Below are 15,283 nucleotides of genomic sequence, written 5' to 3' on the forward strand. Positions count from 1 at the left end.
GCAGCATCTCCCGCCGTGGTCAACGCGCAGCGGCAAGGGGCAGCCACTGCGGCGCGCCCCCGCGCCAGGCCGCTGCAGGCACGGCCCTGGCAGTGCCTGCCGGCGGCGCGCTGTCGACGGGCTCGGCCCCCAGGTGAAAGGTGGACACCAGCGCGAGCAGACGGCGCGACTGGTCCTGCAGGCTGGCGGCTGCGGCGGCGCCCTCCTCCACCAGCGCGGCGTTCTGCTGGGTGGCATGGTCCAGCGCGGCGATGCCGTGGTTGATGCCGTGGATGCGCCCGCTTTGCGCGGTGGATGCCCCGGCCACCTCGCCGATGATGGTGGAGACCCGCTCCACGCTGGCCACGATGTCGGTCATGGTGGTGCCGGCGCCCTGCACCAGGCGCGCGCCCGCCGCCACATGCGAGAGGCTGTCGTCGATGAGGCCCTTGATCTCCCTGGCCGCCGAGGCACTGCGCTGCGCGAGCGCACGCACTTCGCCCGCCACCACGGCAAAGCCACGCCCGGCGTTGCCCGCACGTGCCGCCTCTACCGCCGCATTGAGCGCCAGGATGTTGGTCTGGAAGGCGATGCCGTCGATGACACCGATGATGTCGGCGATGTGCCGGGATGACTGGGTGATCTGGCCCATGGTGTCCACCACCTGGCCCACGGCCGCGCCGCCGCGCTGGGCCACGGCCGCCGCATTGCCGGCCAGACCGTTGGCCTCGCCTGCCGCCTCGGCGCTGTGGCGCAGGTTGCCGGCGAGCTGGTCCAGCGAATGGGCCGTCTCCTGCAGGCGCGTGGCGGCCTGCTCGGTGCGCTGGCTCAGGTCCAGGTTGCCGGCCGCCACTTCGGAGCTGGCGGTATCGATGCTCACGGCGGCATCACGGATGTCGGCCACCAGGCCGCGCAGGCGCCGCTGCATGGTGGCGATGGCGTCGAGCAGGCGGCCTACTTCGCCCTGCCCCGCGCCTTCGATGGCATTGTCCAGCGCGCCCTCGGCAATGCGCTCGGCGATGCGCACCGCGCGCTCCACCGGTCGCTGAATGCCACGCGCGATGCGCCAGGCCACAAGCACACCGAGGGCCACTGCCGCCAGCGCCAGCAGCGCGCCGATGGCGGTGGAGCGCTGGATCTGCGTGCCCACCGCCGTGGCCAGCACCGCATTGCGCTGGGTCTGCAGGGCAATGAGTGCATTCACCCTGGCGCGCCACTGCGCCTCCACCGGCCGCAACTCCTGCGTGAGCGTGGTGGTCGCATCGATGTTGGCACCCGCCAGCCCGTGCCGGGCGGCCTGCTGCACCAGCGCCATGCCGCGCGCGCCCAGCGTGGCGATGTCTGACGCGAGCTGGCGCTCGTCGGCCTGGGCATCGGCCATGGCCGCGGCCAGCGCCTTCTCGGCGCGCACGTACTCGCCGCGCGCTGTCTCCAGGGTGGCGCCTTCGGCCTTGAGCTCGGCCATGTCGGTGAGCAGCACGATGGAGCGCACCTGCACGGCCATCAGGTTGATGTTGTCCAGCAGCTCGCGGGCGAAGGCGGCGCGCTGGTTGTTGACCTCCACGATCTGGCGCACCTGGCTGCCCACCTGGTGCGAGGACCAGGCATTCATGCCGGCCACGGTCATGATCAACGCCAGCAGGCAGCCAAAGCCGAGCGCCAGGCGGCTGGCGATGGAGTGGGTGAATCGGTGCAAGGTCATGGAAAACTCCTCGAGTCGGGCATGGCTGCGCCCAGGGGTGGCGCGGGTGGCACCGCCCCTCGTGCAGCGGGTCGTGATGGTGTACGGGAGGAAACCCCGGCCCTTGCGGCCGGGTGGGGCCAGCGGCCGGCACCGCAGCAGGGTGCCGGCAGCCTGTGCTGGCAGGCTTACTTCAGGTCAGGGCACTGCGCGCCGGGGTCCACGCCCTTGAAGGTCTGCAAAATCTTGATGGCGCCGCCGGCCTGGATCTGGCCCAGGCGCATCGCCAGCGGGGCGTGGCGGCTCTTGTTCATGCTGACCTCGCCGCGCGGGCCGGTGTAGGACACCTCGCCCAGCGCCTTGATGATCTTGTCCTTGTCCACCGCGCCCACCTTCTCGACGGCGGCCTTGTACAGGTAGAAGGCCTCGTACTGCGGCTCGGACAGTTCATTGGGCGTCTTCAGGTCGGTGCCGAACTTCTTCGTCATCGCAGCGATGAACTTCTGGTTCTCGGGCGTTTCGATGGTGGTCAGGTACGAGGCCGACATGTACATGCCCGTCGCCACGTCGCCCATGTTCTTCGCGGTGGCCTCGTCGATGGCCAGGTTGCCATAGGGCAGGTTCAGGCCCGAGCCCTGCAGCTGCTTGGCCAGCGAGACGTTGGGCGCGCCGCCGGCGGTGGCGCTGATCAGCGCATCGGCCTTGGCCGCGCGGATTTTGCTGAGCACCGGGGTCCAGTCCGAGCCGTCGATGGGCAGGTACTCCTCGCCCACCACCTTGCCGCCATTCTTCTCGATGTACTTCTTGGTGAAGTCCAGCATGCCGCGGCCGAAGGCGTAGTCATTGCCCACCAGGAAGAAGTTGCGCGCCTTCAGGTTGGACCAGAAGTAGTTGACGATGGGCGCCACCTGCTGCTCGGGCACCCAGGCGTTGACGTACATCCAGGGGTTGCACGAGCGGCCTTCGTAGAACGAGGTGTAGATGTAGGGCACCTTGCCGCGCGAGATGATGGGCAGGGCCGCATTGCGCGCGGCGCTGGTCTCCATGGCGATGACGGCGTCGACCTTCTTCTGGAACACCAGGGTGTCGAAGGCCTTCTGCGCGCCCACGGCGCCCGAGGCATCGTCGACGATCTCGAGCTCGACCTTGCGACCGAGAATGCCGCCTGCGGCATTGATCTCTTCGACCGCCAGTTGCGAAGACTGCACCACGGCGGGTGCCACCACGCTGTTGGCGCCCGAGAGGCCCACGGCCACGCCGATGCGGATGGGGTCGGCGGCCTGGGCCTGCAGGGCCAGCGCGGCCGCCAGGGCGATTGCGCCGTAGCGCAGGAGGGAAGCAAAGGGGGACATCATCAGAAGGCTCCTTGGGTTGGGGTTGAACGAAAAAGAGAACACGGGGCGGGAAAATTCGGAGGTAGGCATCAGTGCCGCGGCAGCGGCCAGCCGGTGCCCAGCATGGGGTCGTAGACGTCGTCGCGGCGGTCACGCAGCACGTGGTTGAAGGCGTTGAGCTGGCGCGCCTGGCGCGTGGCCCGAAGGTCCAGCTGCGCGATAAGCACCAGGTCTTCACCGCTCTGGGCAGCCGGGCCTGCGACAGGCCAGCCCTGGGCATCGACGATCAGGCTCTGGCCGATGAAGGGCTGGCCACGCTCGGTGCCCGTGCGGTTGGCGCAGACGATGTTCAGCGCATTGCTGTGGGCGCTGGCCATGGCCAGCGTGTTGGCCATGGCCGGGCTGCCTGCGGGCTGGCCGGGCATGGGCACCCAGTTGGTGGGCATCGCCACGACGTCGGCGCCCTGCATGGCCAGGAGGCGGTAGACCTCGGGGAACCAGCCGTCGTAGCAGATCACCACGCCCAGGCGCCCCCACGGCGTGTGGAACAGCGGCAGGCCCTTGTCGCCGGCTTCGAAGAACAGGTGCTCGTCACCCCACAGGTGCAGCTTGCGGTAGGTGCCCAGCCAGCCCCCGGGGCCGACGACCACGGCCGCGTTGTACAGGCGCTCGCCATCGCGCTCGGCAATGCCGGCGACGATGAGCGTGTTGCAGCGGCGGGCCACCTCGATCCAGGCCTGCGTGCTGGGGCCGGCAGGCACAGGCTCGGCCAGTGCGAAGGCCTCGGCGCGGCTCTCGAACATGTAGCCGGTGTTGGCCAGTTCGGGCAGCACCACCAGGACAGCGCCGCCTGCGGCCGCACGCTCGACCAGGGCCACCGAGCGCGCCAGGTTCTCGTCCTTGCGGCCGATGCGCGGCTCCATCTGGATGCTCGCCACGGTGACGAGGTGCCCCGCAGTGCTTGGCGCGGGGAGGTTTCCCGAATCGGACGACAACGACATTCAAACTCCAAAAAGCAAAAAGCCCCTGACCGCGCTGTACGCGCATGTCAGGGGCTTTCATAGCCGGTATGTGATCAGCAATGTTGCTGAGGTGCTGGTGCGGTGAAGACCGAACCAGTGCTGCGAATTATGGACGTGTAAAAAATCGGAGTCAACAACTTGTCACAGTGTCGTTGTTGCGCCCTGTAGTCGATCGGGCATGCAGGCGAACAAAAAATAGCCATGGCGAGCGGTGTGAATTTTCCGGAACGCAATAGGCGCCCCTGCTTCGCCTCGCCAACTCGCACTTTCGCCGTCACGCACGCAAGACTTGATGCACGTCAAGCCGGTGAACCTGCACTTGGCCGACCATGGGAAGGTACCCGGCCCCACAACGGTTCCGGTGCACCGCCCAGCAGGGCTACCCACGGATTCCGCGCCCCATGAACCTTTCCGAGCTCATCGTCACACAGGCGCCCGACGGCATCCTGTTCGTATCGGACGCCGGCACCATCGTGCTTGCCAACGAGGCGCTGTGCACGCTGTCAGGCTACCAGCCCCATGAACTGCTGGGGCAATCCGTCGAGCTCTTCTTGCCGGCCGACCTGCGCCGATTGCATGTCGAAAACAGGCAGCGCTATGCGAGCGAACCCCAACGCAGACCCATGGGAACCATGGGAGATCTGACCCTGCTGCGCAAGGACGGAACCAAGGTCCCGATAGACATCGCACTGAGCCGCGTGGATGGCGAAGGCCATGTTGGCACCATCGCCTTTGTTCGAGACACCAGTGAGGCGAAGCAGTCCGAACGGCAACTGCAGCACCAGGCAACGCACGACGCACTGACGGGCCTGACCAATCGCTGGCTGTTCAGTGAGTACCTGCGTCACGCCATCGCGCATGCACAGCGCGCTGGCCGGCGGGTTGCGCTGCTACTGCTGGACCTTGATGGCTTCAAGTCCGTCAACGACACCTTCGGCCATGCCATTGGAGACAAGCTGCTGATCGATGTGGCCGGGAGCCTGACAGCCCAAGTGCGTGCCAGCGACGTCGTTGCGCGCATTGGCGGGGACGAGTTTGTCGTTTTGCTGCGCGAGGTCGAAGCAGTCTCGGATGCAGTCCTGGTGTCTGAAAAACTCACCGCCGCGCTCTCAAGCCCTCGCAACCTCGATGGCTTCCCGGTTCAGACTGGCTGCAGCGTGGGTATCGCCATGTACCCCATGGATGCGCAGGAGCCCGAGGCCTTGATGCACTGCGCCGACCTCGCCATGTACCACGCCAAGGCCCAAGGCCGGGGGCGCAGCATCGTGTTCACGCCCGAAATGTCAGCGTCGACAACTTCCAGATTTGCCCGATAGCCTCCCACGCCCCAAATGCGCCACAGGAAAATCATATTTGACATTGTTATCAAATGAAACTATCATTTGAATCACAAAACTGGTAGCCACTCTGATGGCTCTGGCTTTGAGTTACCCACCATACAGACCTAAAAGCCACCCATGCGCAACAATCTGCCCATCACACAGCGGGAGTTCACTTTCTCCCCCGACGAAACACTCGTGTCCGTGACCGACCTCAAGGGGCGCATCACCTACTGCAACCACGCATTCATCCAGGTCAGCGGCTTCCAGCGCGAGGAACTGCTGGGCCAGCCCCACAACCTGGTGAGGCATCCCGACATGCCCTCCGAGGCATTCCGCGACATGTGGGAAACGATCCAGGCCGGTCTGCCATGGACCGGCCTCGTCAAAAACCGGCGCAAGGACGGCGACCACTACTGGGTGCAGGCCAACGCCACCCCCATGATGGATGGCACCCAGATCACCGGCTTTCTGTCGGTGCGCACGGTTCCCAGCCGCGATCAGGTCCGGTCGGCCGAGGCGCTGTACACGCAGTTCAAGCGACAGGAAGCGACAGGGCAGCGGCACCTGGGGCTCCAGGGTGGCCTGGTAGTACGCAAGGGCTTGACCGGATGGTTCAAACGGCTGAGCCAGCCCACCTTGGCGACGAAGCTGGCGCTGACACAAGCCGCAGCGATTGCCGCAGCAGTTACTCCGCATTTTCTGGGCGCACCGGCTTATGTGGTGCTGGGTGCAGCGCTGCTGGCGCTGCTGGCCAGCGCCTCGCTCATCCGCGCCTTTGCAGTCAGTCCCCTGCATCGCCTGGTCAGGGATGCCAACCGCCTCGCATCCGGTGACCTGTCCCGCGGCGTGGAAACTGGTGCCTCCGACGTGGTGGGGAAACTGCAGCAAGCACTGAACCAGCTCAGCGTGAACCTGCGCACGGTCGTGAGCGATGTCCGCCAGGAAGTGGGGCATCTGGATGTGGCCGTGCAGGAAATCGCCTCCGGGAACAACGACCTCTCCTCCCGCACGGAGGCGCAGGCCAGCAGCCTAGAGCAGACGGCCGCGTCCATGGAAGAGATCAATGGCACGATCCAGAACAGCGCCACCTCGGCAAGCCAGGGAGCCCAGATGGCCCACGCCACCTCCGAAGTCGCCCGGCACAGCGACGAAGCAGTCCAGAACCTGGCGGACACCATGCAAGGCATCGCCGCATCGTCCAAACGCATCGAAGACATCATCCAATTGATCGAAGGCGTCGCGTTCCAGACCAACATCCTGGCGCTGAACGCCGCAGTGGAAGCAGCGCGGGCGGGAGACCAGGGGCGCGGCTTCGCGGTCGTGGCATCCGAAGTGCGGGCACTCGCTCAGCGCACCACATCGGCCGCCAAGGACATCAAGGAACTCATCGTCGAGTCTGGTGCGCGCGTCACGGCAGGTGTGGCCAGTGCCGGCCAGGCACGCGAGCGGATGCAGGCGGTCCTGCAGTCGATTGGAAAGGTGAACACCGTGCTCGATGAGATCAGCACTGCCGCAGGCGAGCAAAAGGTCGGCGTGTCCCAGATCAACGAGGCGGTAGCGCACATGGACTCCATCACCCAACAGAACGCCGCGATGGTGGAAGAACTGGCAGCGGCAGCTCAATCGGTCTACGGCCAGGTGCAGGGCGTCAGCAACTCCATGCGCCTGTTCCGACTGAGGACCGGTGAAGTGTCACTGTCCCAAATGGATGCTGTGGCTCTTCGGCGCGCCGGCAACGCCAGCCAGTTGGCCATCGATTGATGCATCCACGACCACCCACCGGTATGGCGCACCAGGCCGCGTGTCAGCCGATCAATCTGCGGCGCACCTGGTACCAGGCAGTGGCCGAGGCCTGCGTGTCACCAGAGGCCGCCAGCGCTTCCAGCTGTTTTGCCACCAGGCCATCCTCTGCCCAGCCCAAGGTGCTGAACACCGTGGACAGACTGTGCGACAAGCGCTGCAGCGCCGCGAGATCGCCCGCATGCAATGCGGCATCACCCGCCACCAGATCGTGTTCAAACTGCACAAGGCACTTGGCCCGGTACGCACGGAACAGGACGGCGTCGCCGCCAAAATAGGCAAGTACCGCGTCGCTCTCGGCGCAGTTGGGGTCAGCAGGCTGCGCCGGCACCTCTGCTGGCGGCGGCGCTGCATCCTGTCCCGCAAATGCCTCCAGTACGCAGGCCTGCAGCTGGGCAACCGACGCCGGCTTGCGCAGAATGCGCCATATGCCACGGCCTTCAAGCCGCGCCTGCTTGTCCAGGTTCACACCCGCGCTGAAGATGACCAGCCTGGCGCCAGCGAGTAGTGCGGGCTCGGAATGCAACCGCTCCACCAGATCGTAGCCCGACAAGCCGGGCAGCATCAGATCCGTGATGACCAGCCCCACAGGGCCCTCGTGCAGAACAGCCAAGGCGCTTTCCACGTCGCCGCACACGGTCAGATCCACCCCCTCGTCTTCCAGCGCCATGTCGATGAAGCGCGCAATCGAGGCATCGTCTTCCACCAGCAACACGCGCCGAACCGGCACAACAGATGCGTTGGTCATGGAACCCTCGCTGCGCTCAGGACGCGGCCCTGACTTCCGCACTCTGGGCAAGAAGCGCTGGCAACTCGGCCACCAGCCGCGGCTTGTGAATCACGTTCACGCCCTGCAACGCAAACGCATAGGGCGCGCGCTGGGATTCGTCCAGCGAGGTCACGACGATGAGGCGGCTGCGGGCGAACTGGGGATGCGAGCGCAGCGTCGTGATGAGGGCCGCGCCATCGATTCCGGGCAGCAGAATGTCCACGATCAGGATATCGGGCTGGATCTGCCCGTACATCGCCAGCCCGGTGATGCCGTCATTGGCAATGTGCAACTGCCATGCCGGAAAGTGCTGCTCCACCAGCAAGGACACCAGGTTCTGGAAGTGGATGGAGTCCTCGATCAGCAGCACCTTCATATCACCAGGCGCCTGCACTCGCCCATCTGCAAGCTCCGGGATCGGCATGGCCGTGTGCCTGAAAGGTTCATGCGCTGCGGCCGCTGAAAACTGTGCATCGGCCGCAGGCACCGGTCCGCCAGAGCGCGAACGCAACCACTGCTCCACCGAGCGGCGCGAAATACGCCGGTGCCCACCCGGCGTCTTCCATGCCTGGAGCTCGTTGCGGTCGACCATCAGTTGCACGGAGCGCACGGCCATTCCGAGCATCCGTGCAGCCTCAAAGGTCGTGAGCTGATCGGCGGCAGATGAAGTGTCTAGAGATTTTTCAGTTTTCATGGCTGCACCATTTTACTTGCAAATCATTTTTATTGAAGGCACTTGCAAATGATTTAAATGATTGATATGATTCTTCAACAGAACAATTTGTCAAATTTTGGCAAATAGGCCAACAACTGCAACAGGCACTCCATGAAAAAAGTACTCATCGTCGAAGACCACGCCGACATCCGAAAGCTACTGCACATGACCATGGAATTCGAGGATTTCGAGATCTATGAGGCCGCCAACGGCGATGTGGGGCTGGAAATGGCCCGTGCTCACTCACCCGACGTGGTGTTGCTGGACATCATGATGCCGGGCACCCTGTCGGGGCTGGAAGTGTGCCGCTGCATCAAGGCCAACCCCGCGCTCAAGCACACCAAGGTCATCATGCTCACCGCGCGCGGCCAGGCGGAAGACCGTCGCGATGGCATGAAGGCAGGCGCAGACGAATACCTCATCAAGCCGTTCAGCACCATCCAGGTGCTGGAATCAATTTACCGGCTGGAAATCGCCCATGACCGAAACCATTCCGATGCCTTCCCATTTTGAAGGCGAGAGCACTCGCTTCGACGAAGCGGCAGCTGAACAGATGCTGCGCTTCGTCGAAGACTTTGGCCACATGTACCGTGAGCGAAACAAGGCGCTGGATGAAATCACGCGGGCGCACAACGAGGCTTTGCTGCAATTGTGCATGGCCGCCGAGGCCCGCGACGATGACACTTCCGTGCACATCGTCAGGATAGGTTTTCTGGCCGAGGCGCTGGCACTGCTCGTGGGATCGACACCTGGATTTGCCAGCCTGTTGCGGCGCGCTGCGCCCATGCACGACATTGGCAAGATCGGCACTCCAGACCATGTGCTCAAGAAGGCAGGGCCGCTCACCGAAGAAGAGCGGGCTGTCATTCAACTCCACCCGGCCATTGGCGCGCAGATCATCGGCAAATCCCGCGTGCCTGTGTTCCTGCTTGCCGCCGAAGTGGCGCTTACCCACCACGAACGCTACGACGGCAAAGGCTATCCCCGCGGGTTGGCAGGCGAGGATATCCCCCTGTCGGGCCGCATCACGGCCATCGTGGATTTCTACGACGCATTGACCATGGACCGCGTCTACCGCCCCGCATTCAGCCCCCAAAAGGCCTTGTCCATGCTCATCGAACAGCGCGGCACGGCATTCGACCCCGTGATCGTGGACACTTTCGTCCAGCACTTCGATCATCTGGACACGTTGCGGCGCAAGGTCACCGAGCAACGCCCCACCTTCGCCGATCTGATCGACGCCCCCTGAACCATCCTCCCACTAGGATAGCGCCATGCCCCCCATCCTCCGAATCGCCTTCACCAGCGCAATTGCCAGCCTGATGCTCTGCGGACCCGCTCTGGCAGGCCCGGTGCAGGAAAAGGTATCGGCACGGCACGCCGTGCGCGTCTGCATCTGGCCCGACTACTACGGCATCACCTTTCGCAACCCGCGCACCCAGCAGCTGGCAGGGATCGACATCGATCTGTCGGCCGAACTGGGCAAGGATCTGAAGGCAAAAGTGGAGTATGTGGAGACGTCTTTCGCCACCCTGGTCGAAGACCTGCAGGCAGACCGTTGCGATGTGGGCATGTTCGCGATTGGCATGCTGCCCCAGCGCATGGCGCATCTCAAATTCACCCAGCCCTACCTGAGCAGTGACATCTACGGCATCACCACCAAGAGCAATGCCGTCATCAAGCAATGGGCCGACATCGACCAGCCCGGCGTGCTGGTGGCCGTACAGGCCGGAACCTTCATGGAACCGGTGATGGGCGAGCGCCTCAAGCATGCCAAGCTGGTGAGAATATCGCCCCCCGCCACGCGCGAACGGGAGCTCGAAGGCGGTCGGGTGGACGTGTTCATGACCGACTTCCCTTACAGCCGGCGCTTGCTCGACAATGCCGACTGGGCACGCCTGGTGTCCCCGCCCAAACCGGTGTTCGTGCTGCCCTATGCCTATGCCGTGAAGCCGGGCGACGATGCCTGGCTCAAGACCGTGGATGACTTCGTGGCACGCGTCAAGCGTGACGGCCGGCTCGACGCTGCGGCCGCCAGGCACGGGCTGACCGAGATCGTTGTGCACTGACATGGCACAGACCTTCACCCGCAGCGCACCCTGGCGCCACGCCCAGGGCCTGGTGAAGCTCAGCCGCAAGGCGAGCAACACCGCGCTGCTCTGCGGCCTGCTGCTCGTGGCGGGCATCCTGGCGGCCACGGCCTGGATATCGCTGAAAGACCGGTCCAAGGCAATCGCCTCGGACACCGACAGGGCCGAACTCCTGGCGCGCGTGCTCGAGGACCAGACCACCCGCACGGTGGAAAGTGGCCTTTTCATCCTGGCCACCATGGGCGATGCCAATGCCTTGCACGCCCCCGGGGCCGACCTGCCGCGCACCGAGGCGTTTCTGCGCGAGGCAATGGCAGGCGCCCCCTTCCTGCGCACGGTGCTGGTAGCCGATGCCACCGGCCTGGTCATCGCCAGCAGCTCGCCACAGGAGGCGGGGGTTACCATCGATCTGCTCAAACTGGGGCCACGTCCGCAGAAGGGCAAAACCACCCTGGGCCCCTGGATCGCCGGCCGGGGCGTTAGCAGCCTGCGCGCCGGTGCACCACAAGGCCCCACCCCGGCGGGCCTGGGCTTCATTCCGCTCATGCGCAAGTTCGTCACGCCCGATGGGCAAGACCTGCTGCTGATCGGGCTGATCAACCCCGACGCGCTGGCCAATCAGCAGCAATTGGCCGTAGGCCAGGTCGGCTTCAGCTCTGCGATTGCATCGTACGACGGCAAGATTCTTGCGACCTCCCAGGAGACCGCACTGCATGGCGCACAGGCCAGCGACCTCCCCGTGTTCCGCACCTACCTGCCCGCGCGCGAGCACGGCAGCTATGTGGGCCAGGGGCTGGGTGGCGGCAACCAGATCGTCGCGTTCCGCCTGTCCAGAACCCAGCCGCTCGTAGTCCTGGTGGAGGAGCCACGAGACGCTGCAATCAACCGCTGGTGGACCGAATCACAGGGCTACATCTGGCTCAGTTGCGCCGCGACCCTGGTGGTGCTGCTGCTCACCCTCGTGGCCTGGCGCAGCCTGCGCTCCCGCGAGGCCGCCAGCCACGCTTCCCGGCACGCCCAGATACGCATTGCCCACAGCGAACGCGAGCTGGCAGTGCTGATGCGCAGCGTGCAGGAGGTCATCTTTCGCACCAACACCGCCGGCCGCATCACCTTCGTCAACGCCCGGCTGGCATCGCTGATCAGTGGCAGCGAATCCGCGGCCATAGGCCGGCCACTGCAGGAACTGGTGGAGCCCGGCAGCCGGCCCGCGGTGGAAGGCCTCTTCGCCAACGGCGAAGCGGGCGGGGTGCGCAACTGCCAGGCCATGATCCACCTCGACACTGGCCGCCAGTTGCTGTTCGACGTGGCACTGGTGCCCTTGCTCGACGAAGGCGCGGTCATCGGCTTTGCAGGGAGCGCCGTGGACGTGACCGAGCGCTGGGTTGCACAGCAGAGCCTCCAGACCGAGCTGGAGTTTCGCGGCCAGATGCTGGAGATGAACCCCCTGCCGATCTCGATGACCGACATGACGGGCCACCTGGTGCTGGTCAACCGCGCTTGGGAGGAGTACAAGGCGCGCAAGCGCGCCGACGTGATGGGGCTGCGCCTGGCGGACTTTCTGCCCTCCGAAGAAGCAGCCGTGCACCAGTCTGCAGACAGGCAATTGCAGCAACAGGGCGGCAGGGTGATGTTCGAGACCCGGGTGCTCTACGGTGGGCAATCCTGGCGCGATACGCGGGTGACGAAAGCGGTGGTGACCGATGCCCGCGGGCAGGCCACCGGCATTCTTTCCACGTTGATGGATGTCAGCGACTTCCGCGAGGCCGAACGGCTGACCCGCGAGGCCCACGAGGCCGCCGAGGAGGCATCCCGATCCAAGTCCGAGTTCGTGGCCAACATGAGCCATGAGCTGCGCACACCGCTGCAATCCATCATGGGTTTTTCGGAGCTGGGCATGCTTCGCGGCAAGGCCGACGCCCGGCTGGCGGGCATGTTCGAGGACATCCACCGCTCCGGCGAACGCATGCTCTCGCTGGTCAACGACCTGCTGGACGTGGCCAAGCTGGAAAGTACCGTGGGCACCTTCCACCTGGAGCGGGTGGACCTGCGCGGCATCATCCATCCCGTGCTGCGCGAGCTGGAGCCGCTGCTGGCCCAACGCAAGCTGCACCTGGAGGTGGCGCTGGGCGACCTGCCGCTCACGGCCAAGGTCGATCCCGTGCGGTTCCAACAGGTCATACGCAACGTGGTGGCCAACGCCATCAAGTTCTCTCCCGAGGCATCGTCCATCACCCTGCTGGGCAGGGTCGACCGCCGGGGCCAGATACGGCTGGCCGTGCGCGACCACGGCCCGGGCATCCCGCAAGACGAGCTCGGCGCCATCTTCGAGGCCTTCAAGCAGTCCAGCAAGACCAAGGACGGCTCGGGGGGCACGGGCCTGGGCCTGGCCATCTGCAAGAAGATCGTGGAGGCCCTGGGCGGGCAGATCTACGCCGAGAACGTGCGGCAAGGCGGCTCGGTGTTCCACATCATCCTGCCCGCACGCGGCGCCAGCGAGACCATGCCGGCCGAGCTGGAATAGCCCGGCCTCCAAAAGCCGCACAGCCGGCAAGAATGCTGGCAGGTGGGTGGCTTGTGCATGCCGACGGCTTGCTGGGCGCAGCTGCGTCGCATCGCGCGCAAGACAACCCCCAGGCACCGCGCATTGTCGTGAGTGCGTTCCAAGGATCCTGGTGGTGCGCAGGCCGCCAGCGGCGGCCCCGCGCTGGGCCGCCTCCCTACTCCAACGGCGCCGCCCGCGGAATCACCCAAAGGTAGCAAATATGAATTTATTGTCAAAGCAAGACGTGAATCGCTTGCTTAAATCATTTTTATCATTAAAATTACGAAAAACCCGCAAGATACCACTTTTTTTATCATGAACACCACAATTTCCACCCCCCCCAAAACCTCAGGCATCGCCCTGGACTCCGCCGCACCAGGTGAGTACCTGGCCTTTCGCCTGGGTGCCGAGCAGTACGCCATCGACATCCTGCGCGTGCAGGAGATCCGCTCCTACGAGCAGCCCACCCGCCTGGCGCATGCGCCTGACTTCATCAAGGGGGTCATCGACCTGCGCGGGCGCATCGTCCCCATCCTGGACCTGCGCATCAAGCTGCAGTGCGCCGAGGTCGCCTACAACGACTTCACCGTGGTCATCATCCTGGACATCGGCACCTCGGTGATCGGCGCGGTGGTGGACTCGGTGGCCGACGTGGTGTCGCTGGCGCCCGAACTCATCAAACCGGCTCCTCAGTTCGAAACCCAGGGCGACGTGGACCCTTCGTTCGTGCAGGGCATTGCCAACGTGGACGGCCGCATGCTGATCCTGATGGACATCAACGCCTTGCTCAGCCACGAGGAAATCGGGCTGGTCGAGTCCACGGCGACCGCCTGATACGGCGTATAGCACCCCAGAACATCCCGGACCGGCCGCGCCACAGACGAGCTGACCCCGGACCCCTCCTGTTTCAAAGCTCAATCCCATGAACAACCTGAAAATCTCCACCCGCCTGGCCGGCACCTTCGCGGTTCTGGTCGCCGTCTTGCTGGCCGTCGTCATCGCCGCCTGGTCGCAATTGGCTGCCATGGGCGCCCAGACCCGCGAAATCACAAGCGACTGGCTCCCCAGTGTGGAACTGGTGAACCAGCTCGACACCGGCATTGCCAAAGCCCGGCTCTTTGAACTGCGCCACGTGATGGCCGCCGAGCCTGCCGCCACCGCCACCCACGAGAAATCCATGGGCGAGTTGCAGGCAGAGATGGACAAACTGAAAAAATCCTACGAAGTCCTGATCAACTCGCCAGAAGAGCAAAAGATCTATGACGATTTCATTGCCGACCGCAAGAAGTACGTCGAACTCACAACGAAGATATTCGAGTTCTCGCGCAAGAACGACAAGGACCAGGCGGCAGCCTTGCTGGGTGGCGAATCCCTTCAGCTGTTCAACAAGACCTCTGCCACCCTCGAGAAGCTGGTGGAGCTCAACGGCAGGGGAGCACGGCAAGAAGCCGAAAATGCCAAACAGACTGAGGCAACCGCACGGGTGGTACTGATTGCGGCAGCAGCCCTGGCCGTGGCCTTTGCAACGCTGGCAGCCCTGTGGTTGATCCGCTCCATCACCCGGCCGCTGGAACAGGCCGTCAACGCGGCCGATCGCATCGCCCAGGGCGACCTGAGCGGCCAGATCGTGGTCCGGAGCCAGGACGAAACGGGCCACTTGCTCAGTTCCCTGCAGCGCATGCAGCAAAGCCTGGTGACCACCGTGGGCGCCGTGCGCCAGAACGCCGAGGGTGTGGCATCGGCCAGTGCAGAGATTGCCTCGGGCAACAACGACCTGTCGGCGCGCACGGAGCAACAGGCCTCGGCGCTGGAAGAGACGGCAGCATCGATGGAGGAACTGTCCAGCACCGTCAAGCAAAACGCGGACAGCGCCCGACAAGCCAGCCAATTGGCCATAAGCGCTTCCACGGTGGCGGTGCAGGGCGGCGATGTGGTGTCCGAAGTCGTGGAGACGATGAAGGAAATCAACGCCAGCAGCAGCAAGATCGCCGACATCATCAGCGTCATCGACGGCATCGCCTTCCAG

At 64.7% G+C, this 15,283-nt stretch carries 13 protein-coding genes; 8 read left to right on the plus strand and 5 right to left on the minus strand.

The genetic code is table 11. The features are described 5' to 3' along the window. Positions 1-19: 19 nt before the first annotated feature. From ASE31_RS20615 to ASE31_RS20625, 3 genes are all read right to left on the minus strand, one after another. The gene (locus ASE31_RS20615; protein WP_057203665.1) at positions 20-1,681 is read right to left on the minus strand and encodes a methyl-accepting chemotaxis protein; all 1,662 of its coding nucleotides are present in this window, start codon (positions 1,679-1,681) and stop codon (positions 20-22) included. Between the two features lie 167 nt (positions 1,682-1,848). After that, positions 1,849-3,012 (minus strand): substrate-binding protein, encoded by a 1,164-nt coding sequence (locus ASE31_RS20620; protein ID WP_057203850.1) that lies wholly within the window; start codon positions 3,010-3,012, stop codon positions 1,849-1,851. 71 nt (positions 3,013-3,083) lie between these two features. Next, positions 3,084-3,917, minus strand: a complete 834-nt coding sequence (locus tag ASE31_RS20625; RefSeq protein ID WP_369819479.1) for a nitrilase family protein — start codon at positions 3,915-3,917, stop codon at positions 3,084-3,086. Positions 3,918-4,417: 500 nt separating this feature from the next. On the opposite strand from ASE31_RS20625, the gene ASE31_RS20630 reads away from it, so the two are divergent. Both ASE31_RS20630 and ASE31_RS20635 read left to right on the plus strand, forming a co-directional pair. Continuing rightward, complete coding sequence (locus ASE31_RS20630) at positions 4,418-5,332, plus strand: sensor domain-containing diguanylate cyclase (protein WP_057203667.1); 915 nt, start codon at positions 4,418-4,420, stop codon at positions 5,330-5,332. Positions 5,333-5,473: 141 nt separating this feature from the next. Beyond that, the gene (locus ASE31_RS20635) at positions 5,474-7,099 is read left to right on the plus strand and encodes a PAS domain-containing methyl-accepting chemotaxis protein (protein WP_057203668.1); all 1,626 of its coding nucleotides are present in this window, start codon (positions 5,474-5,476) and stop codon (positions 7,097-7,099) included. 43 nt (positions 7,100-7,142) lie between these two features. Here the strand turns inward: ASE31_RS20635 and ASE31_RS20640 are convergent, their stop codons facing one another. Beyond that, positions 7,143-7,853 (minus strand): response regulator, encoded by a 711-nt coding sequence (locus ASE31_RS20640; protein ID WP_235514715.1) that lies wholly within the window; start codon positions 7,851-7,853, stop codon positions 7,143-7,145. 49 nt (positions 7,854-7,902) lie between these two features. After that, positions 7,903-8,601, minus strand: coding sequence for a helix-turn-helix domain-containing protein (locus tag ASE31_RS20645; protein ID WP_057203670.1), 699 nt, complete (start codon positions 8,599-8,601; stop codon positions 7,903-7,905). A gap of 132 nt (positions 8,602-8,733) precedes the next feature. Between ASE31_RS20645 and ASE31_RS20650 the strand changes: the two genes are divergently transcribed. The 6 genes from ASE31_RS20650 to ASE31_RS32740 all read left to right on the plus strand — a co-directional run. Then, a complete protein-coding gene (locus ASE31_RS20650; protein ID WP_057203671.1) occupies positions 8,734-9,135 on the plus strand; it encodes a response regulator transcription factor in 402 nt (133 codons plus the stop codon). Then, positions 9,101-9,871 carry an HD-GYP domain-containing protein gene (locus tag ASE31_RS20655; RefSeq protein ID WP_235514706.1) on the plus strand — a complete coding sequence of 257 codons (771 nt, stop codon included), beginning with the start codon at positions 9,101-9,103 and terminating at the stop codon, positions 9,869-9,871. Before ASE31_RS20650 ends, ASE31_RS20655 begins: the two co-directional genes overlap by 35 nt. Positions 9,872-9,896: 25 nt before the next feature. Then, on the plus strand, positions 9,897-10,691 hold the full coding sequence (locus ASE31_RS20660) for an ABC transporter substrate-binding protein (protein WP_057203673.1): 795 nt from the start codon (positions 9,897-9,899) through the stop codon (positions 10,689-10,691). Position 10,692: 1 nt separating this feature from the next. Further along, complete coding sequence (locus ASE31_RS20665; protein WP_057203674.1) at positions 10,693-13,236, plus strand: ATP-binding protein; 2,544 nt, start codon at positions 10,693-10,695, stop codon at positions 13,234-13,236. A gap of 336 nt (positions 13,237-13,572) precedes the next feature. Further along, a complete protein-coding gene (locus ASE31_RS20670) occupies positions 13,573-14,091 on the plus strand; it encodes a chemotaxis protein CheW (protein WP_057203675.1) in 519 nt (172 codons plus the stop codon). A gap of 88 nt (positions 14,092-14,179) precedes the next feature. Further along, on the plus strand, positions 14,180-15,283 hold a 1,104-nt coding region (locus ASE31_RS32740; protein ID WP_235514707.1), incomplete at its 3' end, for an MCP four helix bundle domain-containing protein.

It is taken from the genome of Acidovorax sp. Root217 (assembly GCF_001428645.1).
GTDB lineage: Bacteria > Pseudomonadota > Gammaproteobacteria > Burkholderiales > Burkholderiaceae_C > Acidovorax.

Coding starts and splice junctions, on each gene's coding strand:
- ASE31_RS20615 (WP_057203665.1), bottom strand. CDS start 1,681: ATGACCTTGCACCGATTCACCCACTCCATCGCCAGCCGCCTGGCGCTC.
- ASE31_RS20620 (WP_057203850.1), bottom strand. CDS start 3,012: ATGTCCCCCTTTGCTTCCCTCCTGCGCTACGGCGCAATCGCCCTGGCG.
- ASE31_RS20625 (WP_369819479.1), bottom strand. CDS start 3,917: ATGGAGCCGCGCATCGGCCGCAAGGACGAGAACCTGGCGCGCTCGGTG.
- ASE31_RS20630 (WP_057203667.1), top strand. CDS start 4,418: ATGAACCTTTCCGAGCTCATCGTCACACAGGCGCCCGACGGCATCCTG.
- ASE31_RS20635 (WP_057203668.1), top strand. CDS start 5,474: ATGCGCAACAATCTGCCCATCACACAGCGGGAGTTCACTTTCTCCCCC.
- ASE31_RS20645 (WP_057203670.1), bottom strand. CDS start 8,601: ATGAAAACTGAAAAATCTCTAGACACTTCATCTGCCGCCGATCAGCTC.
- ASE31_RS20650 (WP_057203671.1), top strand. CDS start 8,734: ATGAAAAAAGTACTCATCGTCGAAGACCACGCCGACATCCGAAAGCTA.
- ASE31_RS20655 (WP_235514706.1), top strand. CDS start 9,101: ATGACCGAAACCATTCCGATGCCTTCCCATTTTGAAGGCGAGAGCACT.
- ASE31_RS20660 (WP_057203673.1), top strand. CDS start 9,897: ATGCCCCCCATCCTCCGAATCGCCTTCACCAGCGCAATTGCCAGCCTG.
- ASE31_RS20665 (WP_057203674.1), top strand. CDS start 10,693: ATGGCACAGACCTTCACCCGCAGCGCACCCTGGCGCCACGCCCAGGGC.
- ASE31_RS20670 (WP_057203675.1), top strand. CDS start 13,573: ATGAACACCACAATTTCCACCCCCCCCAAAACCTCAGGCATCGCCCTG.